The sequence below is a fragment of the Pseudomonas hefeiensis genome (assembly GCF_030687835.1).
GTDB lineage: Bacteria > Pseudomonadota > Gammaproteobacteria > Pseudomonadales > Pseudomonadaceae > Aquipseudomonas > Aquipseudomonas hefeiensis.
Window position 1 is genome coordinate 3,555,332 of record NZ_CP117449.1, and the last position, 21,344, is coordinate 3,576,675.

The window sequence follows — 21,344 nt, forward strand, 5'->3', positions numbered from 1 at the left end:
GCCTACTGATGCTGCACCTGAACCATTGAGTTCACCTGTACCCGCGCGTGCATCTGCTCGGCCCCGCCACCGCGGCGCATGCCGCGTACCGGACAGGCGTCGAGGTAGTCCAGGCCGACCGCCAGTTTCAAATGCCGATCCGGACAGGTCAGGCGATTGGTCACGTCGAAGCTGTACCAGCCGTCCTCCAGCCAGGCTTCAGCCCAGGCGTGGCTCGCCAGATGACTTTCATCTTCGGTGCACAGGTAACCGGAGACATAGCGCGCCGGAACCCCCAGGCTGCGCGCGCAGGCCAGAAATGCGTGGGTATGATCCTGACAAACACCCACGCCCCCGGCGAAGGCTTCGGCGGCGGTACTGCTGACCTCGGTCGTGCCCGGGCTGTAGGGCATGCGGGCAGCCAGGCCGTTCATCAAATCAGTCAGCGCCGAGCGATCACGACGGGCTGCGCATTGCTCCACAGCGAAGGCGGCGAGAGCGTCATCGGCCTGGGTGAGGCGACTGGTGCGCAGGAACGGCAGTGGTGACTGATCGTCCGGCTCCATCTGAACCGCCTGATTGATCTCTACCTCGCCATAAGCCGTCAGCACCAGAGCGCCGTGAGGCTCGTCCATGGTCATCACGTGCAGGATATTGCCGTAGGGGTCAAGCTGGCTGCGCACCAGCCGTGGCAGTTCCAGATGCCATTGCAGGATGCGCTGACGCTGAGTGTCCTTGGGGGTCAGGCGCAGAAACTGGATGCTGGTGCACACTTCATCGGCATAGCTATAGGTCGTGTCGTGGCGTATGGAAAGTTTCATACCACCTCCAGATAAGACTCGTGAACGGTCTGGCCCAGGTGGCGAATCTGGCCAATGAGCTCGGTCAGCCATTGGTGCAGGCCCGATGCCAGGATCTCGTCGATGCCGGAGTAACGCAGTCGCGCGTTCAGTTCAGCGGCCAGGCGTTGGGCCGGGCGGCCATTGTTGCCCGGCAGGCTGGAGAGGATCTGGTCCAGTTCCTCGATACAGGCATGCAACGAGCGCGGGACGTCGGCGCGCAGCAGCAACATTTCCGAGACCTGCTCGGCGTTGGGCGCATTGCGGTAGATCTCGTTGAACGCTTCGAACGAAGACAACGCTCGCAACAAGGCGCTCCACTGGTAATAACCACGTGCCGAGTTGTCGCTGACCTCTTCCGACTCCTCACCAAACATTTCATAACGGGCGTCCAGCAGGCGCAGGGTGTTGTCCGCCCGCTCGATAAAGGTTCCCAGACGAATGAAGCTATAGGCATCGTTGCGCATGATGGTGCCCGACGTCGCGCCACGGAACAGGTGCGAGCGCTCCTTGACCCATTCGCAGAAGTGGCTGATGCCGTAGCGGCCCAGACCGTTGCTGGCAATGTTGCGCATCTCCAGCCAGGTGGCGTTGATGTTCTCCCACATGTCGGCGGTGATGCGTCCACGCACCGCATGGGCATTGGTCCGCGCTGCCCGCAGGCAGCTGTAGATGCTCCCGGGGTTGGTTTCGTCCAGTGCGAAAAAATGCAACATGCGTTCAGTGTTGAGCGCGTCATAACGGGCGTTGTAATCATCCAGCGTGCCGGCCGCCAGCAACGACATCGCCAGCTCGGCATGCCCGTCGCTGCGCCCTGCCTGGGGCATCAACGACAGCGAGTAACTGACTTCGAGCATACGCGCCAGGTTCTCCGCGCGCTCCAGGTAGCGGGACATCCAATAGAGGTCAGAAGCGGTTCTTGAAAGCATGTCTTAGTCCTCCACTACCCAAGTATCTTTGGTGCCGCCGCCTTGGGACGAATTCACCACCAGCGAGCCTTCGCGCAGTGCTACGCGGGTCAGCCCGCCGGGCACCAGGCGGGTCTCCTTGCCCGACAACACGAACGGGCGCAGATCGATGTGGCGCGGGGCAATACCGCTCTCGACGAAGGTCGGGCAGGTGGAAAGGCTTAGCGTTGGCTGGGCGATATAGGCTTCGGGGCGGGCCTTGAGGCGTGCGCGGAAGTCTTCGATTTCTGCTGCGGTGGCAGCCGGCCCCACCAGCATGCCGTATCCGCCGGAACCCTGGGTTTCCTTGACCACCAGCTCAGGCAGGTTGGCCAGCACGTGGGACAGATCCTGGGGCTTGCGGCACTGCCAGGTCGGCACGTTCTTCAGGATCGGTTCTTCGGTGAGGTAAAAGCGGATCATCTCGTCGACGTAAGGGTAGATCGACTTGTCATCGGCCACGCCTGTGCCAACCGCATTCGCCAGCACCACATTGCCCGAACGGTAAACGGAGATCAGCCCGGGAACGCCCAACATGGAGTCGGGGTTGAACGACAGCGGATCGAGGTAATCATCATCAAGGCGGCGATAGATCACATCCACCTGCTTGGGGCCTGCGGTGGTGCGCATGTAGACATGATCGTCGCGCACGAACAGGTCGGCGCCCTCCACCAGCTCCACCCCCATTTCACGGGCCAGGAACGCATGTTCGAAATAGGCACTGTTGAAGCGACCGGGGGTCAGCACCACGGCGGTCGGGTTATCCAGCGGACTTGAGCTTTTGAGGGTATCAAGCAACAGATTCGGGTAGTGATCGATGGGCGCCACGCGCTGGGCGGCGAAGAGTTCGGGGAACAGGCGCATCATCATCTTGCGGTCTTCGAGCATGTAGCTCACGCCGCTGGGCGTACGCAGGTTGTCCTCCAGCACGTAATAACTGCCATCACCGTCGCGAACCAGGTCGACACCGGCGATATGGGCATAAATGCCTCGGTGCAAGTCCAGGCCTTGCATCGCGATTTGATAACCCTCGTTGGCGAGCACCTGCTCGGCCGGAATGACTTTTTCCTTGAGGATCCGCTGTCCGTGATAGATGTCGGCCAGGAACATGTTCAGGGCCTGGACCCGCTGAATGCAGCCGCGCTCGACCGTCTTCCATTCGCTGGCCTTGATGCTGCGAGGAATGATGTCGAACGGAATCAATCGTTCGGTGCCCTGCTCGTCACCGTAAAGGGTGAAGGTGATACCGGCTCGATGAAACAGCAGATCGGCTTCGCGACGACGCTGGTCCAGCAACTCCAGCGGCGTGTCCGCCAGCCAGCGTGAGAAGGCTTGATAGTGCGGGCGGCAGTCACCCTTTGCATCATACATTTCATTAAAAAAAGCTTGGGGCATAGCCAACTCCCAGCCGCGTTCTACACGGCATTTTTTATCACTTCGTCATTCCAATGGTCCGGCCTTGCTTTGTTTTAATGAACCCTGTTTCTCTCAGCACCTCGATAGGCATTGGTCTGTGATCTGGCCTTTGCGTCTGGATGACGTGCGCCCCTGATTAAATCCGCGTAATGACTACTCCCCTGATAACGCCGCCGGTTGGTGGCCTGTCTTTGAGCCGTAGCAAAGGCTGTGCCTAAGCGCGGTGCACCAGGGCATTGCTGGAAAAACCGTCGTAAATGTACGCTTTGGCGAAATTTATTGTCATTTTTGCGACACAAATTCATTCAAAGGCTGAAACGTTTATTTCAGAGTTCTCGCGCAAGCCTCGCAACGGGTCGAATCGGTGCAATAAGAGGAGCAATGGGCAGGTAATGCCCTGAAAGGGGGAAATTTTTACCCACTTCTCTCGCAGCGCCCAACAGGCAATCACTCGCAATTAGTTCTCCAATGCGTCACGGCAAGAGCTTAGCCCAATCAACCTGATGCATCGGGCGATGCGAACTTGGGCTGCTGCTCCCCCAACGGGCCTATGCCGTTCACATGCCAAGTGAACACCCGCGGCCAATGTGGGGCGAGCCTGTTCGCGATGACGGTATGACTAAGACAACGATGTCATATCTGCCAATGTCCCCCACTTCGCCGCCGTCGCCCCGCAAACGCCTGTTCACTGCCGATAAACCCCAATAACTTACCGCCTCAACGGATCAAGTCTGATTAAGGATGATGGGCGTGGGGAGTTATCGGTTGTTGCTGGCCATGCTCGTGGCGATTTCGCACATGGGCGTGATGTTCGTGGGGTTCAACCCCGGCGTTGTCGCCGTGGTGTCGTTTCTGATTATCAGCGGTTTTGTAATGACGCCCTTGATCGACAGGAGTTACAACGTCCCAGGGAAAATCGGCCTGTTCTATCTTGACCGACTGTTGAGACTTTACCCGCAGTTCCTTCTGTATTTCGTCCTCTCCTGCGCGGTGATTCATTTCCTGCTGCCGGGCACGCCACAGGCCGCGGCGCTGACAATCGAAAACATCGCCACCAGCCTGCCCATCGTGCCGCTGGGTTTCTATATGTTTGGCGTCACTGTGCCGCAGATCCTGCCACCGGGCTGGTCTCTGGGGCTGGAGATGTGCTTTTACCTGCTGATCCCGTTCCTGATCCTCTATAAGGCCCGAGGCATTGCGTTCACAGTATCCGTAACGGTTTTCCTGGTCGCCTCGCTGGGCTACGTCAACGCCGACATCTACGGCTACCGGCTACTGCCGGGCGTGTTGTTCATCTTCCTGTGCGGCAGCTACCTGTACCACGCCCAGGCCAAAGGACTATGGGTCGCATCCATCACCACGGTCGTGGCAGCGCTAATGTTCCTGGCCATTGTTGTCGGGTTCATTCCCCGCCGCCCCTTCAACGCAGAGGTGACCCTGGGCATTGCATTGGGTTTGCCGACGGTGCATTTGCTCAGCAGGCTCAAGCATCACTGGATGGATGAGCTTCTGGGGAATATCAGCTATGGCGTGTTCCTCAACCATTTTGTGGTGATGTACGTGCTGCGGGCGTTCTGGCCTGTTGAGTACAGCGCCCTGATGATTACGCTGGTGCTGGTGTTGTCGCTCGCATTGAGTGGCTTGTCGTATTACTGCGTTGAGCGACCGGCACTGAAGCTGCGCCATGCGTTGAGGACGGGTGCTAAACGTGACATCGCGCGGGTACCCGTTGGCCGCACGGTGGCCTAACCGCTGGCGCAGATGAAAAATGCCCGGAACTCATTTTCCGGGCATTTTTTTGTTTTCAGAACAGCGCACTCAGAACGTCACGCTGGCACTCAGGCGGGCGGTACGTGGTTCTCCGACACTGACTTGCACTTGGCTGCCGGTGGACGACGGGTAGTACTGTTTGTCGAACAGATTGTCCACGTTCAACTGCAGCGACGTCTTGTGCCCGAACACTGGCGACTCCCAGCGCAGGAAGGCGTCGGCCACGGTGTAGCTGCTGAGCCAGAAATCGTTGGCGTTGTTGGCGGCGCGTTCGCCGACGTAGCGCGCACCGGCGCCGGCACGCCAGGCGCCGAATTCGGCAGGCACGTTCAGGCGGTGGGTCAGGTACAGGCTTGCGGTGTGCTTGGGTGCGTTGGCCAGGCGATGGCCTTCGTCATCCGGATCGTCGAGAATTTCCGTGTGGGTGTAGGCGTAGGTGCCGATCAGGTCCCAACGCTCGGCCAGGCGCCCGGTGATGTCGAGTTCCAGGCCTTGGGAGCCGACCTTACCGGCGGCTTCTGCCAACGTCACACCATTGACCGTGGAGGACGTTACGACGTTCTTCTTCACGATGTCATACAGCGCAAGATTGATGTTCAAGCCCGGTAGCGGGTCGTATTTGGCGCCGATTTCATAGCTGCGGCCCTCCTCTGGATCAAAGGTGTTACCAGCGTCATCCACGTCATCGTTGGGCTTGAAGGAGCGACTGTAGTTACCGTACAGCGACAGGGCATCGGTGGCCTTGTAAACCAGCCCCATAAACGGTACGAAAGCGTCGCCGTTGTCATCGCGGTTGACTACATAACGGCTGCCCAGGCCTTGATCGCTGTACTGATCGTAATGCTGGTAGCGGCCGCCCAAGACCATGATCCAGCGATCATCGAGGTGCCAGTTGTCCTTGAGGTAAACGGAACTGGAGGTCAACTGGTTACTCAGGTCGCTTTGGGGAGCACTGATCTGGCTTGGCTCTGGCAGGTTGCCGTAGACCGGCGAAGTGATGTCGAAACCACCCTGAGCGGTATTGCGGTAGGTCTTGCCACGAAACTGGTCAGACACCTGATTATCAACCCCAACCAGCAGGTCATGACGCTGACCGAACAATTGCTGCTTGCCTATGAAATCCCAACTGGCGTAGCGGGTTTCATCGTCGTAGTGAGCACCGTTGGCGGCACGGCGCAAATTATTACCCGTCAGCGAGTTGGGTTGGGCAATCGAAAGGCTGTACCGATCATTGTTCCAACCATAGATCACGCGGGTCTTCCACGCCTCACTCAGCTCATACTCAAACCGCGCTGTCGCCGTTTCGCGAATCCCCACGCTTTTGGCCCACGGCTCATCCAGGCGCTTGTTGTAGTCAATGTCGGCCGGATGCCCATCGGTGAACACTGTACCCCGGTCAAACGGATTGGAATATTCGTTGTACTCATAACTCAGGTTCAATGAGGCCCGCTCGCCCGTCCAGGCCAGGGACGGCGCCACCAGCGTGCTCTCGTTGACGCCATAGTTGCGCCAATAATCCTCATGCCCACGCTCGGCAATCAACCGATACGCCAGGCCGGTATCGCCCAGCGGCCCGGTGGTGTCCAGGGCCATGGTGCCGCCGCCTTCGCTGTAGGCCGAACCGCTCAGCGTCGTGCTCTGGGTGTATTCGGGCTTCTTGCTGATGATATTGACCAGGCCACCGGGCTCCAGCGCGCCGTACAACATCGAGGCCGGGCCCTTGAGCACTTCGACCCGCTCGGTGGTGGCGCTGAAGTTGCGCCCCAGGTTCGAACGCACGCCATCGCGCAGGATCGAGCCGTCATCGTTGGTGCCAAAGCCGCGTTTGACCAGCGAATCCCGCGAACCGCCCAGGGTGTTGCCCTGGCTGACGCCGCTGACAAACTTCATCGCATCGCCCAGCGAGCGCACCTGATAGTCCGCCAGGGTCTGCTGGGTCACCACGTTGATCGACTGCGCCTCTTCCTTGATCGGTACATCGCTTTTGCTCGCCGTGCTGGCTTGCGACGCCGTATATCCTTCGTCCTGAGTGATGCGACTGCCCTGAATGTCCGTGGTTGGCAGTTCGAGGATGTCCTGCGCCCATAAAGGGTTTGCGATAAAACAGCAGGACAGCGTTGGCAACACGCGTTTGAAAAGGGCTTTGCGGATAGCGAGAGAGGTGGAACGATTCAAGACGCAGCACTCACAGAGGGATGTTAATGAGAGAGAATATACTTTGAGAATGATTCCCAGTAAATATTTCTCACGCTTTCCCGCTTGACCCGCGCAAAAAAAAGACGCCGGATTGCTCCGGCGCCTTCATCGTTGCCCCCTTTTATCAGGGGTTACCGCACATCAATGATCGACGGCCGCACCAGCCCCCCTAGGAACCCGGATATCTTCTACCAAGTGCTGGATATGCTCCGGCGGTGGCGCGGTAAAGCGTGACACCACCAGCGCGGCCGCAAAATTGAAGAGCATCCCCAGGGTACCGATGCCCTCCGGCGATACGCCCAGCCACCAGTGATCGGCGGTGTTCATCGCCGGATTGATGAATTTGAAGTAGACGATGTAGCTGAACGTGAAGGTCAGCCCGACGATCATCCCGGCGATCGCGCCTTCGCGGTTCATGCGTTTGGAGAAGATCCCCATGACAATTACCGGGAAGAACGAGGACGCCGCCAGTCCAAAGGCGAACGCCACCACCTGGGCCACGAATGCCGGCGGATAGATGCCGAACAACCCGGCGATCAGTACCGCTACGCCAGCGGCCATCCGGGCGGCCAGCAACTCTTGTCTTTCGCTGATCCGGGGCATGATGTTGCATTTAAGCAGGTCATGGGAAACCGATGTGGAAATCACCAGCAGCAAGCCCGCTGCTGTCGACAGCGCCGCCGCCAGGCCGCCAGCGGCAATCAGGGCGATCACCCAGCCTGGCAACCCGGCAATCTCCGGGTTGGCCAGAACCATGATGTCGTTGTCGACATACAGTTCGTTGGCCACTGGTGAAACCTGGTTGCTCAGCAGCCGCTGCTCGTTCGCCCCGCGTTCACCCGTGAAGCTCGGCGCGCCGACCAGGGCCGCCCCCGGGCCATACTGGATGATGCCGTCATTGTTCTTATCTGCCCAGGCGATCAGACCCGAGTTTTCCCACGTCTTGAGCCAGGCCGGCGCGGTGGCGTAGCTGACGTTGGGGATCGAGGTCAGCAGATTGGTGCGCGCGAAAGCCGCCACGGCCGGCGCTGTAGTGTAGAGAATGGCGATGAACAGCAGTGCGTAGCCTGCTGACTTGCGCGCATCACGCACGGTCGGCGTAGTGAAGAAGCGCACAATCACATGAGGCAGGCCCGCGGTCCCGACCATCAACGCCATGGTGATGAAAAACACGTCGATGGTCGATTTGGTGCCGTCGGTATAGGCCGTGAAGCCCAGCTCCGCACCCAGCCCGTTGAGCCGCTCGATCACACTTTGGCCGGAGCCGGTGACCTCGCTGATGAAGCCCAGTTGCGGGATCGGATTGCCGGTGATCATCATCGAGATATAAATCGCCGGCACCATGTAGGCAAAAATCATTACGCAGTACTGCGCCACCTGGGTGTAGGTGATGCCCTTCATGCCGCCCAGCACGGAGTAGAAGAACACGATGGCCATACCGATCATCACGCCGGTATTGATATCCACCTCCAGGTAACGGGAGAACACGATGCCCACGCCACGCATTTGCCCCGCCACATACGTGAAGGAAATGAAGATCACGCAGATCACCGCCACCACCCGCGCCGTCTGCGAGTAGTAACGCGCACCAACGAACTCCGGCACGGTGAACTTGCCGAACTTGCGCAGATACGGCGCCAGACACATCGCCAGCAGCACATAGCCACCGGTCCAGCCCATCAGGTAGACCGAGCCGTCATAGCCGGCGAAGGCGATGATCCCGGCCATGGAGATGAATGAGGCGGCCGACATCCAGTCGGCCCCGGTGGCCATGCCGTTGAGTACCGGGTGCACGCCTTTGCTGGCCACGTAGTACTCGCTGGTGGAGCCGGCGCGCGTCCAGATGGCAATGCCGATATAGAGCGCAAAGGACGCACCGACGAACAGGTAGATCAGGGTTTGGGTATCCATGCTCGTCGGCCTCAGTCTTCGTGGACGTCATACTTGCGATCGAGCTGATTCATCTTCCAGACATAGAAGAAAATCTCGAGCACAAAGACATAGATGGACCCCTGCTGGGCGAACCAGAATCCCAGGGGCGTACCGAAGAAGCTGATGGTGTTGAGCTGGTCAACCAGCAAAATGCCAAAGCCGAACGACACCAAGAACCAGATTGCCAGCAACATCAGCATCCAGCGCAGGTTTTCCGTCCAGTAGGCACGCGCAGCCTGTTGTTTTTGAGCGGACATGAAATCAACTCCCGTTGTTTTTATTGTTTTCCACTCAAACCGTAGCAGTCACCGGGCAGAGCGCTAGTACGACTTTCGTCTAACCTCCCTCCCCTGAATATTGACATTCGCCTTCCCCCCTTAACGGGACGGGTTAAAGACCGCGGAAACCCTCGTCGTGATATCAAATCGCCCATTATCCTAAAGCTTTGCCGTACGCGGTCGAATGTATGCCATCGAAGTATTTTTTACCCGGGAGCAACGGATGCAGACGCTAAAGGCCTTGTACGAGTCTATCGAGATGCAGTTTTTCGATACGCTCACCAAAAAGCTGTCGAGCCTTTTCCTGCTGGTCGTGGTCAGTGGGCTGCTTTATTGGGTGGCGGTCAGTGCCCGCGCCGACATTGTGCTGCAGTTGCACACAGCTCAACTGGACCCCGTGCTACTGGGGCAAGTCGAGGGCCGGCTCGACAGCCTCACCCATGCCCTGCTCTTCGGCGCGCTGCTGACGCTGTGCATGATCAGCTTCATGGTCTGGTACTTTCGCCACCTCATCGTGCGCCCCGTCACGGCCATGACCAAGGCCCTCGAGGAGATCGCCAGCGGTGAAGGCGACCTGTCCAAAGACCTGCCCCTGGTGACCCACGACGAAATCCGCGTGCTGGCCGACACCTGCAACCGTTTCCTGGCCAAGCAGCGGGAGATCATCAGTAATGTCCAGGCGCTGACCGTGCACATTGCGGTCGAATCGGCGCGCTCGTTGAAAAACATCAGCGACTCCAGCGACAGCGCTACCCACCAGGCCCGCTTCGCCAAGGAAGTGATGGACCAGAGCAACACCGCCGTGGGCCGCATCGAAGAAGTTTCACGCCAGACCCAGGGCATCTCCAGCACCACCGCCCAGAACCTGAGCATGGCCCGCGACTCCTATGCCGAGCTGCTGGAGGTGACGGGTAACATCAGCGAAATATCCAGCAGCCTCAATGAGTTCGCCACGCTGGTAGGCGCCCTGAACCAACGCTCTTCCAGCATCAAGTCCATCGTTGGGCTGATCCAGCAGATCTCTGCCCAAACCAACCTGCTGGCCCTCAATGCGGCCATCGAAGCCGCCCGGGCCGGTGAAAGCGGCCGGGGTTTTGCCGTGGTGGCCGATGAGGTGCGCACGCTGGCGCAGAATGTCAGCCGGGCCACGGACGATATCTCGCGCAACATCGACGCCATGCTCGAAGAAGTCAGTTCCACACATGAACAGACCAACCAGATCAGCCACAGCGCCCGGGAAACCCAGAAAGTCGTGGAGCGCGCCTCGGGCCATTTCGAAAGCATGATCGGCGACTTCGAATCCACCAATGGCAAATTGGCCGATATCGCTTCCCATATCCAGTTGTTCGCCGAATCCAACACAGGCATCAACGAACGGGTCACGCAGATCCATGCCGACAGCCAGTCGATAGACCAACGCATGCAGCATTCGGCAACGGCGACCCGCGACCTGTCCGGTGTCGCTGAAAAGGTCCAGGCATTGTTGGGCCGGTTCGTGCTCGGTCATGGCAAGCTGGATGCCGCCATCACCCGGGCCAGCCAGTGCCGCGATAGCCTCCAGGTCCAGCTGGAGGCGCTGCAGCAGGATGGTCTCAACCTGTTCGATCAGAACTACCAACTGATTCCCGGCACCGATCCCAAGCAATACATGACCAGCTACACCGAACGCTTTGCCCAGGTGTGCCAGGAGCAATGCGACAAACTCACCCGCAGCACCCCGGGCGGTAAAGTCTCATTCATCGTCGACACCAAGGGTTATTGCCCGGTGAACAACAGCTGGGTTTCCAAACAGCCGACGGGCGAGCGTGCCGTCGACCTGCCGGTGTGCCGCAACAAACGGATCTTCAACGACCCGATCGGCCTGCGCGCGGCGGGCAACACCCAGCGCTTCCTGCTCCAGACCTACCTGCGCGATACCGGGGAAATCATGACCGAGATCGACGTCCCGTTTTTCTTCGGCGGCCGCCATTGGGGCAACTTGCGGGTCGGGTTCGATGCGGCGGTGTTGTTGGCAGAGTGATGCATTGCAACTGGTTCGGTGGTGAAGCAAATCCCGAGGCTATCCTAAAACAACTGTGGGAGCGGGCTTGCTCGCGATAGCGGTGTGTCAGCAAACATCAATGCTGCTGACCTGACGCCTTCGCGAGCAGGCTCGCTCCCACAAGGGGATCGGTGGTGTTTCCGAATCCCGAGGCCACTGCAAAACAACTGTGGGAGCGAGCCTGCTCGCGATAGCGGTGGATCAGCAAACATCAATGCTGCTGACCTGACGCCTTCGCGAGCAGGCTCGCTCCCACAAGGGTTCTGTGGTGATGCAAATCCCGAGGCCACCGCAAAACAACTGTGGGAGCGGGCCTGCTCGCGATAGCGGTGGGTCAGCAAACATCAATGCTGCTGACCTGACGCCTTCGCGAGCAAGCCCGCTCCCACAGGGGTACCTCAACCCAAGCGGTGCTTCAACAGCACTTGGGCCCCGCCTTGCCGCCGTAACGGGCTTCCTGGCGTTCGCGGAAGAACGCCTCGTAGTCCATCAGCGGTTTGTCCGGGTGTTTGCTTTGCATGTGCTCGACGTAGTTGTCGTAGTCGGGCATGCCGACCATCAGGCGGGCGGCCTGACCGAGGTATTTACCGAGGCGACTCAAGTCATTGAACATCGTTGCAATCCTCTATTCAGGCGTCCGGCAGGGCCTGGAAGGGCGCTTCTTTATCCGTGCGTTCCTTGTGACCCCAGGCGGCGATACCGACCTTGAGCGCGTAGAACAGGATGCTGAAGACCACCAGCAGGAACAACACCGTCAGCGTTGCGTTGGTGTAGGCGTTGTACACCACATGCTGCATCTGCTCGATGCTCTTGGCCGGGGCCAGGATCTGGCCGGCGGCCAGGGCATCGTTGTATTTGCGCGCCAGGGCCAGGAAGCCGATCGCGGGTTAGCATCGAACAGCTTGATCAGGCCCGCCGTGGTGGTGCAGATCAACACCAGACCGCCGGCAGCATGGTCACCCAGACGTAGCGCTGGCGCTTCATCTTGATCAGTACCACGGTGCCGAGCATCAGGGCGATACCGGCCAGCATCTGGTTGGAGATGCCGAACAGCGGCCACAAGGTGTTGATGCCGCCCAGCGGATCGATCACGCCCTGGTACAACAGGTAACCCCACAGCCACGCAGCCGGCGGTGGCGATCAGGTTGGCGGCCCAGGATTCGGTGCTTGAGGGCCGGACGAACGACCAGCATCCTGCAGCATGAAGCGCCCGGCACGGGTGCCGGCGTCGACCGCGGTGAGAATGAACAGCGCTTCGAACAGGATCGCAAAGTGGTACCAGAACGCCATGGTGTTCTCACCCGGCAGCACCGAATGCAGGATCTGCGCGATCCCCACCGCCAGCGTTGGCGCCCCGCCGGCACGGGCCAGCACGGTGGTCTCGCCGATGTCATTGGCCACCGCCTGCAGTGCTTCGGGGGTGATTGCAAAGCCCCAACTGCTGACGGTCTGCGCCACGCTCACCACATCGCTGCCGACGATCGCCGCCGGACTGTTCATGGCGAAGTACACGCCTGGCTCGATCACCGAAGCGGCCACCATCGCCATGATCGCCACGAACGACTCCATCAGCATGCCGCCGTAACCGATGTAGCGGGCGTTGACTTCGTTATCGAGCATCTTCGGCGTAGTGCCCGAAGAGATCAGTGCGTGGAAACCCGAGACCGCGCCACAGGCGATGGTGATGAACAGGAACGGAAACAGCCCGCCCTTCCACACCGGCCCCGTGCCGTCGGTGAACTGGGTCAGTGCCGGCATTTTCAGCTCGGGCATGGTGACCAGAATGCCGATCGCCAGGGCGACGATGGTGCCGATCTTCAAGAAGGTGGACAGGTAATCGCGCGGCGCCAGGATCAGCCAATCGGCAACACGGCGGCAACGAAACCGTAGCCGATCAGCATCCAGGTGATTTGCACACCGGTGAACGTGAAGGCCTCGGCCCAGACCGGGTCGGCGGCCACTTGTCCGCCGAGCCAGATCGAGCCCAGCAGCAACAGCACGCCGATGAGCGAGATTTCACCGATGCGGCCCGGGCGGATGTAGCGCATGTAGATGCCCATGAACATCGCGATCGGGATGGTCGCCATCACCGTGAAGATCCCCCACGGGCTCTCGGCCAGGGCCTTGACCACGATCAGCGCCAGCACCGCGAGGATGATGATCATGATCAGGAAGCAACCAAACAGCGCGATGGTGCCGGGGACGCGGCCCATCTCTTCACGGACCATGTCGCCCAAAGAGCGACCGTTGCGACGGGTGGACAGGAACAGGACCATGAAGTCCTGCACGGCACCGGCCAGCACCACCCCGGCGATCAGCCAGAGCGTACCGGGCAGGTAACCCATCTGCGCCGCCAGCACCGGCCCGACCAGCGGCCCGGCACCGGCAATGGCCGCGAAGTGGTGGCCGAAAAGGATGTGTTTGTTGGTCGGGACAAAGTCCAGGCCATCGTTGTTGAGCACGGCGGGGGTGGCCCGGCGCGCATCGAGTTGCATCACGTTATTGGCGATGAACAGGCTGTAGTAGCGGTAGGCGACCAGGTAGATGGCCACGGCTGCGACGACGATCCAGAGGGCGTTGATCGGTTCGCCGCGGCGCAAGGCCACGACACTCAACGCACAAGCTCCCAGAACAGCCACGGCAAACCAGGCAAGGTGTTTAACCAGACGGGTTGTCATTGCGTGTCTCCTGCCGATATCCAGTGGATTGCGGCGATTGTTTTTATAGTGTGCCCCGACTATTCGGAGCCGGCTCAATATCCGTGGAAGCCGTCAATAAATAAATCCGCAGTACTACGTACGGGCCATCTACGTAGTTCTACGTAGACTCTTGTCGGATCCCTCTGTGAGAGCCCATGCAAACCCAATGCAGGCCAACGACTGTGGGAGCCGATGCAAACCCCATGCAGGCCAACGACTGTGGGAGCAAAGCTTGCTCGCGATAGCGGTGGGTCTGTCAGCAACAGCAGGCTATCCGACGCGATCGCGAGCAAGCTTTGCTCCCACAGCGTTATGATGCCGACCATTCGCCTCCCACCATTGAGTCTGGCCAGGAGTACACATGCTGCTCAAACACAAAATCGTCGCCCTGGGAATTCTGCCCCTGGTCCTGGCGATTGCTGTCATCTGCGCCTTGGTGATCTCGCTCAATCGCCAGTTGGGTGATCAACAGGCGCAACTGATCGAAGACAGCATCCTGGCCAGCAAGCGCGCCGAGCTTAAAAACTATGTCGAGATGGCGCAAAGCCTGATCGCCCCGCTGTATAACAACGGCCAGGGGGATGCGCGCGCGCAGCAGCAGGTGCTGGAGGAGCTGCGCAAGCTGAGTTTCGGCATCAATGGCTATTTTTTCGTCTACGATCGCCAAGGCCGCAGCCTGATGCACGCCCGGCAGTCCGAACTGGTGGGCCAATACCTCTGGGACATGAAAGATCCTCAGGGTCTGCCGGTGATCCAGGCACTGCTCAAGAGCGCCGAATCCGGCGAAGGTTTCCAGCGCTACGCCTGGAACAAGCCCTCCTCCGGCCAGGTGACCGACAAGCTCGCCTATGTGGTGATGCTCGATCGCTGGGGCTGGATGCTCGGAACCGGGATTTACCTGGAGGATGTCGAGCGTGCCACCCAGCAAGCCCGCGCGGAAGTGGCCCGGGGCATCCACACCACCATGCAGGCCATCGCCGCCATCGCGCTGGTGGCAGTGCTGCTGGTGTTTGCCGGCGGCATGACCCTCAACGTCAGCGAACACCGCCTGGCCGACAAAAAGCTGCAACGGCTGAACCAGCGCATCGTCAGCTTGCAGGAAGAGGAACGCTCGCGAGTGTCACGCGAGCTGCACGACGGCATCAGCCAATTACTGGTGTCGATAAAATTCCAGTTCGAACTGGCCAGTCATGTCCTCGAAAAGGGGCAGGAAAACGGCCTGGGCATCCTGAAAAACGCGACAGATCGGCTGGGGGAAGCCATTGGCGAGATCCGCAGCATCTCCCACGACTTGCGCTCTTCCCTGCTCGACACCCTGGGCCTGTCCGCCGCCATCGGTCAGCTCGCGGCCGAATTCCAGCAACGCAGCGGGCTTGAAGTGTCATACAAAAGCAACGAATTCGATTGCCGCCTGGAAAATGGAGCGCCCGTTTCGCTATTTCGCATTGCTCAGGAAGCCTTGACCAATATCGAGCGTCACGCCGGAGCGAAAAGTGTCGGCATCACCCTGTTCGGCTCCGGCGAGTCTTTGCGCCTGACGGTGGTGGATGACGGGATGGGGTTCAACGTGCCGCAGGTCGAACGTGGCCACGCCGGCATCGGCCTGCGTAATATCCGCGAGCGGGTCGAGCATTTCGGCGGACGGCTGGAAATGACCTCGGCGCCGGGACGAAGCGAGCTGGATATCCTGCTGCCCATGAACATGCCGGCGATACAAAGCTGATGCGCGCCCAACCTGACAAGAGCACCTGCCGATGAACCTGCCCCCTGTGATCCGCGTCGCGCTGGTCGACGATCATTCCCTGGTCCGCGATGGCATCAGGGCCCTGCTGTCCGTCATGCCCCAACTGGACGTGGTGGGCGAAGCCGAGAATGGCGCACAAGCTATCGAGATGGTCGGACGCTGCCAGCCGGACCTGCTGCTGATGGACATCAGCCTCAAGGACATGAACGGGCTTGAACTGACCCGCCTGCTGGGCAAGCAATACCCCAGCCTCAAGATCCTCATCCTGAGCATGTATGACAATTATGAGTATGTGAGCGAGTCCGTGCGCTCCGGCGCCAGTGGCTACGTGCTCAAGAACGCCCCTTCGCGGGAAATCATCGCGGCCATCGAAGCCATCATCAGCGGCGGCACCTTCTACAGCGCCGAGATCGCCCAACGGCTCGCCACCGACCAGACCACCGACAACGAGCTGACGCCGCGCGAGAGTCAGGTGCTGTACAAAATGGTCCAGGGATTGAACAACAAGGAAATGGCCCGGGAACTGGACATCAGCGTGCGCACCGTCGAAACCCATCGCCTGAGCATCCGCCGCAAGCTCAACATCGACAAACCCGCGGCCCTGGTGAAATACGCGATCGATCACGGGATCATTTCGCGCTAGGGACCCGGCTCGCGCTCGCGTTTTATGATTGAACCTCAGTCTGTCTATCGATCCGACTCGGCAGATCATCGGCGACCGTTCGATTGCGCCCGGTTCGCTTTGCCTGGTAAAGCAGCAGATCCACACGCTTGTAGAGCCCCTTCCAGGTTTCCTTGGGGCCCAGACTGCCGACACCGAAACTAGCGGTGACCGGCCCGACAGCGTCCAGCGTGACAGGCGTACCGTTCTCGATAGCCGCTCTCAAGCGCTCGGCGCATTCGTGGGCTTCCCGGGCATCGGTATCCGGCAGGAGCACAGCAAACTCTTCACCGCCGAGCCGACCGACGATGTCCCGTTTGCGCGCCGAGGTGCGCAGCAGGTGGCCAACTTCGCGCAAGACGTTATCGCCTACATCATGGCCATAGGTGTCGTTGATGCTCTTGAACTTGTCGATATCGCACAGGGCCAGGGACGTCGTTCCACACCGGTTCTTCATCAACATCGTCACCCGGTCTTCAAAGCCGCGCCGGTTCAAGACGCCGGTCAACGGGTCGAAATCGCGCTCGCGTCGCAAGTCATCGATCACATCGGCAATGGCGGCGGCCAGAATCGCAAAAGCGAGCCCAACGCCGAGCACCGCCAGGGACAACTGCAGGGCCTGCCAGAACACCGAGTTGGCGAAAGCAACCCGGTCGACGGGCGCCGAAAGCCCGACGGTCAACAGTGTCCGCGGAAAGAAATGCAGCGCGAAGGCCAGCAACACCCAGAACAATGCCTTGTCGACGAGCCGGCCGCGCACCAGCGATCTCAACTTGAGCGCCGCCACAAGCAGAATCGCGCCATAACCGAAGTTCTGGATGTAAATGCGCACGAGAAGGTTACGATCGATATAGAAGAACCAGGCCAGCGCCAGGGTAATGGCGCACACCACAACAACGTCCAGTCGCCAGCCGAGCCGTTGATGCGAGCGCAGCAAAACGCCTTCGGCCACCGCCAGGACCGCTGCGGTATACAGCGCGCCGGACACCACGGCATTGGGCCCGTGCCCAGGGGGCAGGCCGAAAATCTGCGATGTCGCGCCACACGCGAACAGAGCGCAGCCACCGGCCAGCAGCAGCAAATAATCGCGTTTTTTGTCGATAAACCACGCGCAGACGAACGCAACCCCAAAGACCGAGAGGATCCCGGGGACCATCAACATAAGTGTGATTCTGACGACTGATGGGTCCATCTGAAACTGGCTTCTCGCCGATCAAGGTCTGCAATGGCCCATGATGACAGAGCCGGGGACAGGAAACCTGCGAAGTTTGTCCGACCCACTGATGGCATAGCCTAAAGTGACAGCCTGCAAACACTTTTACTACACTGGCCCGCGTTGACTCTTTCCCACCCGAGACGTCCCATCCCATGAAAAACATAACAAGCACGATGACGTTCTGTGGCCTGCTGGCCTTGTGCGGCAGCGCGTTGGCCGAGCCAGCCCCTTCGCATCTGGATCAGGTCCTGCAACGCGGCGAACTGAAAGTATGCACGACGGGCGACTACAAGCCCTACACCTACAAAGCCGAAACGGGCGAATACGAAGGCATCGACATCGACATGGCGCGCTCGCTTGCCGCCAGCCTGGGCGTCAAGGTGCAGTGGGTACAAACCACCTGGAAAACCCTCATGCCGGATATGGTCGCGGGCAAATGCGACATCGGCATGGGCGGGATTTCCGTGACCCTGGAGCGCCAGAAGAAAGCCTACTTCAGCACCACCCTGGACGTGGATGGCAAGATCCCGCTGGTACGTTGCGAGGACCAGGCGCGCTACCAGACCATCGAGCAGCTCAACCAGCCTTCGGTGCGCCTGGTGGAACCGGCCGGTGGCACCAACGAAGCCTTCGTCCGGGCGTTCTTGCCCAAGGGACAACTCAAGTTCCACGACAACGTGACCATCTTCCAGGAGCTGCTGGACAAACGAGCCGACGTGATGATCACCGATGCGTCAGAAGCGCTCTATCAGCAGAAACTCAAGCCCGGTCTTTGCGCCGTCAACCCCAGTCGCTACTTGCAGTATGGCGAGAAGGCTTACCTGCTGCCACGCGATGACACCACCTGGAAAATGTACGTCGACCAGTGGCTGCACCTGAGCAAAGCAAATGGCAGCTACCAGAAGGTCATCGGCCAATGGCTGGCGGTTCCCCAGCAACAGTGACAGCACCTGCGCCGCACACGACTCACTCACCCAGGGTTTGTGTGCGGCCCCTGGAACTGGCATGTTGGTCGCTCAATTGATCAGCCACGAGGTTCCATGCAGATCGAGTTACTGGAAATCAGCGAACACCTGCATCGCTTTCCGCCTTTCGATGCCCTGCCCCAGCAAACCCTGGAGGCCATAGCGCAGCGCGTCGAGGTCAGCTACTTCAAGGCCGGCAGCGATATTCTCGAAACGGGCGCCATCGTCCACGACCTGCACTATGTACGCAGTGGCGCGGTCGAGATCTACCGGCGTAACGGCCAGCTATACAACCGTCTGGTGGAAGGCGACATCTTCGGTCAGGCCAGCCTGTTGCGCAGCAACAAAGTGCGCTTTCCCGCACGAGCCCTTGAAGACAGCCTGATCTACTTCATCCCGGCCGATGTGTTTGCCCAACTGTGCGAGCGGCATGACAGCTTCGCCGACTTTGTCGAGGCCGAAGGACACTCCAGGCTCAAGTCCGCCGTCGAGGCCCAGGGCCGCGCCAGCGAACTGATCCAACTGAAATCCCGCGCGCTGATTTCCCGGGACCTGGTCTGGGTCACCCCACAAACCAGCGTTCACGAAGCGGCACGGTTGATGTCCCAGGAAAGCGTTTCCTGCATCGTCGTCCTGGAACCAGCCGGACATCACCCGGAAAAAATGCTCGGCATCGTCACCGACCGCGACTTGCGCACCCGGGTAGTGGCCGCCAACCGCAGTGGCGATACCTGCATCGGTGAAGTGATGTCGACCGATCCGGTGGTCATCCAGGCGGATGACTCGTTGTTCGAAGCCATGTTGTGCATGCTTCGCAGCAACATCCACCACCTGCCGGTGATTCATAAGGGGCGCACGCTGGGGTTGATCAACCTGTCGGACATCATCCGGCACGAGTCCCAGAGCAGTCTGTACCTGGTCAACAGTATCTCCAACCAGACGTCTGTCGACGGCTTGCGATCATTGTTGCGGGATCTGCGCGGCACCTACATTCGCATGGTGCGCGACGGTGCGACAGCTCACATGATCGGCAGCGCCATCTCGGGTATTGGCCGCGCCTTCACCCAGCGGCTGCTCGAGTTGGCCGAACGGGAACTGGGGCCGCCGCCGGTTCCGTACTGCTTCATGGTGCTGGGATCGATGGCGCGGGACGAACAACTGCTGGTGACCGACCAGGACAACGCCCTGGTGCTGGATGATCGTTTCGACCCGGCCCTGCACGATGAATACTTCAAAAGCCTGGCCACTTTCGTCAGCGACGGCCTGGCAGAGTGCGGCTACAGCTACTGCAAGGGCGGTATCATGGCCACCAACGCGCAATGGCGTCAGCCATTACGAGTATGGCGCGAGTATTTCAGCCAGTGGATCGAGAAGCCCAATGCCGCCACCCTGCTCAACAGTTGCATCTTCTTTGACCTGGACGGGGTCTATGGCCAGCTGGAAATGGTGAACGAGCTCAAGGCGCTCTGCGCTGAAAAATCCAGGGCGACACCCGCCTTCCTGGCGGCGATGGCCCGTAATGCCTTGAACCGCACGCCCCCCTTGGGCTTCTTTCGCACCTTCGTGATGGAAACCGACGGCAAGCAAAAACAGATCATCAACCTCAAGGGCCGTGGTACGGCGCCGTTGACCGATCTGATCCGTATCCACGCCCTGGCCTGCGGGACCACGGCACAGAATTCCTTTGATCGTCTCGAAGCCATCAGCACCACACAGCTCGTGCAACCGCAGGCCATTGAGCATCTGCGCTACGCCTTGGAGTTCCTGTCGATGGTGCGCATCCGACACCAGGTAGAGGCCATCGAACAGGGCCAGAAACCGGATAACTACATCGAACCGGAACGCTTTTCCACCACTGAGCGGCACAACCTCAAGGAAGCGTTTCAGGTATTGAGTAATGCGCAGAAATTCCTGCGATTCCGCTACCCCGGTCACGCACGGCCATCACGATGAACACGCCGAAGAGACAAGAAACGCTGGATTGGGCGGCACGCTTCAAACGTCTGGCAAAGCAAGCCCGGCACCCGCTTCTGCAACGGTTCTACCAACACGGGGTCGTCGACGCCACGACGGCGCTGGAACAGGTAGAACTACTGGCCATGGACCTTGAAACCACCGGGTTGAACGCGCACACCGACAGTATCGTCAGCATCGGCCTGCTGCCATTCACCCTTAAGCGCATACGCTGCGGCGAAGCCCTGTACTGGGTGATCAAGCCCTCGCAGCTCAGTCATGAGTCGGTGACGTTTCATCACATCACACACTCCGACATCCGTCATGCTCCCCGATTGCCGGACGTCATGGAGAAAGTGCTGGAAGCCATGGAGGGGAAAGTCATGGTGGTGCATTACCGGGCCATCGAACGCAACTTCCTGGATCAGGCGTTACGCAACCACCTTGGGGAGGGCCTGCATTTTCCGGTGATTGACACGATGCAGCTGGAAGCGCGACAGGTGCGCGGTCAGCGCCGTTGGCTGGACCGACTGTTACGCCGTCCGCCCGAGTCCATCCGGCTGGCGGACAGTCGCTTGCGCTACAACCTGCCGCCCTATCACGCCCATCATGCCTTGACCGATGCCCTGGCGACGGCCGAGCTGTTGCAAGCGCAAATTGCCACTCACTACAGCCCGTCCATCCCCATCGGCCAACTGTGGGATTAAA

At 59.9% G+C, this 21,344-nt stretch carries 16 protein-coding genes and 1 pseudogene; 7 read left to right on the top strand and 10 right to left on the bottom strand.

All coding sequences use genetic code 11. The features are described 5' to 3' along the window. Nucleotides 1-2: 2 nt before the first annotated feature. From PSH57_RS15835 to PSH57_RS15845, 3 genes are read right to left on the bottom strand one after another with little or no spacing between them, the layout of a single operon-like run. Nucleotides 3-800 (bottom strand): transglutaminase family protein, encoded by a 798-nt coding sequence (locus tag PSH57_RS15835; protein WP_305384047.1) that lies wholly within the window; start codon nt 798-800, stop codon nt 3-5. Next, the gene (locus PSH57_RS15840; RefSeq protein ID WP_256232954.1) at nt 797-1,747 is read right to left on the bottom strand and encodes an alpha-E domain-containing protein; all 951 of its coding nucleotides are present in this window, start codon (nt 1,745-1,747) and stop codon (nt 797-799) included. Before PSH57_RS15840 ends, PSH57_RS15835 begins: the two co-directional genes overlap by 4 nt. Nucleotides 1,748-1,750: 3 nt before the next feature. Next, the gene (locus tag PSH57_RS15845) at nt 1,751-3,160 is read right to left on the bottom strand and encodes a circularly permuted type 2 ATP-grasp protein (RefSeq protein WP_305415905.1); all 1,410 of its coding nucleotides are present in this window, start codon (nt 3,158-3,160) and stop codon (nt 1,751-1,753) included. Nucleotides 3,161-3,922: 762 nt separating this feature from the next. Between PSH57_RS15845 and PSH57_RS15850 the strand changes: the two genes are divergently transcribed. Then, nucleotides 3,923-4,930, top strand: a complete 1,008-nt coding sequence (locus PSH57_RS15850) for an acyltransferase family protein (protein WP_305415908.1) — start codon at nt 3,923-3,925, stop codon at nt 4,928-4,930. A gap of 69 nt (nt 4,931-4,999) precedes the next feature. On the opposite strand, the gene PSH57_RS15855 is transcribed toward PSH57_RS15850, so the two are convergent. The 3 genes from PSH57_RS15855 to PSH57_RS15865 form a co-directional block, all read right to left on the bottom strand. Next, on the bottom strand, nt 5,000-7,126 hold the full coding sequence (locus PSH57_RS15855; RefSeq protein WP_305384050.1) for a TonB-dependent siderophore receptor: 2,127 nt from the start codon (nt 7,124-7,126) through the stop codon (nt 5,000-5,002). A 162-nt stretch (nt 7,127-7,288) separates the two neighbouring features. Further along, the gene (locus PSH57_RS15860; protein WP_305444680.1) at nt 7,289-9,058 is read right to left on the bottom strand and encodes a sodium:solute symporter family protein; all 1,770 of its coding nucleotides are present in this window, start codon (nt 9,056-9,058) and stop codon (nt 7,289-7,291) included. Nucleotides 9,059-9,069: 11 nt separating this feature from the next. Continuing rightward, nucleotides 9,070-9,336 (bottom strand): DUF4212 domain-containing protein, encoded by a 267-nt coding sequence (locus PSH57_RS15865; RefSeq protein ID WP_305384054.1) that lies wholly within the window; start codon nt 9,334-9,336, stop codon nt 9,070-9,072. Between the two features lie 244 nt (nt 9,337-9,580). On the opposite strand from PSH57_RS15865, the gene PSH57_RS15870 reads away from it, so the two are divergent. Next, the gene (locus tag PSH57_RS15870) at nt 9,581-11,377 is read left to right on the top strand and encodes a methyl-accepting chemotaxis protein (RefSeq protein WP_305384056.1); all 1,797 of its coding nucleotides are present in this window, start codon (nt 9,581-9,583) and stop codon (nt 11,375-11,377) included. Between the two features lie 436 nt (nt 11,378-11,813). Here the strand turns inward: PSH57_RS15870 and PSH57_RS15875 are convergent, their stop codons facing one another. From PSH57_RS15875 to PSH57_RS15885, 3 genes and pseudogenes are all read right to left on the bottom strand, one after another. Further along, entirely contained in the window at nt 11,814-12,011 is a 198-nt protein-coding gene (locus tag PSH57_RS15875) for a YbdD/YjiX family protein (protein ID WP_047230563.1), read from the bottom strand. A gap of 16 nt (nt 12,012-12,027) precedes the next feature. Next, entirely contained in the window at nt 12,028-12,195 is a 168-nt protein-coding gene (locus PSH57_RS15880; protein WP_305444681.1) for a hypothetical protein, read from the bottom strand. Nucleotides 12,196-12,328: 133 nt separating this feature from the next. Beyond that, nucleotides 12,329-14,076: pseudogene (locus PSH57_RS15885) on the bottom strand (carbon starvation CstA family protein). 382 nt (nt 14,077-14,458) lie between these two features. On the opposite strand from PSH57_RS15885, the gene PSH57_RS15890 reads away from it, so the two are divergent. Next, nucleotides 14,459-15,820 carry a cache domain-containing protein gene (locus tag PSH57_RS15890; protein ID WP_305384058.1) on the top strand — a complete coding sequence of 454 codons (1,362 nt, stop codon included), beginning with the start codon at nt 14,459-14,461 and terminating at the stop codon, nt 15,818-15,820. Between the two features lie 31 nt (nt 15,821-15,851). Beyond that, the gene (locus tag PSH57_RS15895) at nt 15,852-16,484 is read left to right on the top strand and encodes a response regulator (RefSeq protein ID WP_256231957.1); all 633 of its coding nucleotides are present in this window, start codon (nt 15,852-15,854) and stop codon (nt 16,482-16,484) included. A 22-nt stretch (nt 16,485-16,506) separates the two neighbouring features. Here PSH57_RS15895 and PSH57_RS15900 read toward each other — a convergent pair whose 3' ends face one another. Beyond that, the gene (locus PSH57_RS15900; RefSeq protein ID WP_305384060.1) at nt 16,507-17,664 is read right to left on the bottom strand and encodes a GGDEF domain-containing protein; all 1,158 of its coding nucleotides are present in this window, start codon (nt 17,662-17,664) and stop codon (nt 16,507-16,509) included. Nucleotides 17,665-17,870: 206 nt separating this feature from the next. Here PSH57_RS15900 and PSH57_RS15905 point away from each other — a divergent pair, with 206 nt between their 5' ends. The 3 genes from PSH57_RS15905 (at nt 17,871) to PSH57_RS15915 (ending at nt 21,343) form a co-directional block, all read left to right on the top strand. Beyond that, nucleotides 17,871-18,662 (top strand): transporter substrate-binding domain-containing protein, encoded by a 792-nt coding sequence (locus PSH57_RS15905; RefSeq protein ID WP_305384061.1) that lies wholly within the window; start codon nt 17,871-17,873, stop codon nt 18,660-18,662. A gap of 96 nt (nt 18,663-18,758) precedes the next feature. Then, on the top strand, nt 18,759-20,636 hold the full coding sequence (locus PSH57_RS15910) for a DUF294 nucleotidyltransferase-like domain-containing protein (protein ID WP_305384063.1): 1,878 nt from the start codon (nt 18,759-18,761) through the stop codon (nt 20,634-20,636). Continuing rightward, complete coding sequence (locus tag PSH57_RS15915; RefSeq protein WP_305384065.1) at nt 20,633-21,343, top strand: 3'-5' exonuclease; 711 nt, start codon at nt 20,633-20,635, stop codon at nt 21,341-21,343. The genes PSH57_RS15910 and PSH57_RS15915 overlap by 4 nt, the downstream gene beginning before the upstream one ends. Nucleotide 21,344 lies beyond the last annotated feature (1 nt).

Coding starts and splice junctions, on each gene's coding strand:
- PSH57_RS15840 (WP_256232954.1), bottom strand. CDS start 1,747: ATGCTTTCAAGAACCGCTTCTGACCTCTATTGGATGTCCCGCTACCTG.
- PSH57_RS15890 (WP_305384058.1), top strand. CDS start 14,459: ATGCTGCTCAAACACAAAATCGTCGCCCTGGGAATTCTGCCCCTGGTC.
- PSH57_RS15835 (WP_305384047.1), bottom strand. CDS start 800: ATGAAACTTTCCATACGCCACGACACGACCTATAGCTATGCCGATGAA.
- PSH57_RS15900 (WP_305384060.1), bottom strand. CDS start 17,664: ATGTTGATGGTCCCCGGGATCCTCTCGGTCTTTGGGGTTGCGTTCGTC.
- PSH57_RS15860 (WP_305444680.1), bottom strand. CDS start 9,058: ATGGATACCCAAACCCTGATCTACCTGTTCGTCGGTGCGTCCTTTGCG.
- PSH57_RS15915 (WP_305384065.1), top strand. CDS start 20,633: ATGAACACGCCGAAGAGACAAGAAACGCTGGATTGGGCGGCACGCTTC.
- PSH57_RS15850 (WP_305415908.1), top strand. CDS start 3,923: ATGATGGGCGTGGGGAGTTATCGGTTGTTGCTGGCCATGCTCGTGGCG.
- PSH57_RS15875 (WP_047230563.1), bottom strand. CDS start 12,011: ATGTTCAATGACTTGAGTCGCCTCGGTAAATACCTCGGTCAGGCCGCC.
- PSH57_RS15905 (WP_305384061.1), top strand. CDS start 17,871: ATGAAAAACATAACAAGCACGATGACGTTCTGTGGCCTGCTGGCCTTG.
- PSH57_RS15865 (WP_305384054.1), bottom strand. CDS start 9,336: ATGTCCGCTCAAAAACAACAGGCTGCGCGTGCCTACTGGACGGAAAAC.
- PSH57_RS15910 (WP_305384063.1), top strand. CDS start 18,759: ATGCAGATCGAGTTACTGGAAATCAGCGAACACCTGCATCGCTTTCCG.
- PSH57_RS15895 (WP_256231957.1), top strand. CDS start 15,852: ATGAACCTGCCCCCTGTGATCCGCGTCGCGCTGGTCGACGATCATTCC.
- PSH57_RS15845 (WP_305415905.1), bottom strand. CDS start 3,160: ATGCCCCAAGCTTTTTTTAATGAAATGTATGATGCAAAGGGTGACTGC.
- PSH57_RS15880 (WP_305444681.1), bottom strand. CDS start 12,195: ATGCAGCATGTGGTGTACAACGCCTACACCAACGCAACGCTGACGGTG.
- PSH57_RS15870 (WP_305384056.1), top strand. CDS start 9,581: ATGCAGACGCTAAAGGCCTTGTACGAGTCTATCGAGATGCAGTTTTTC.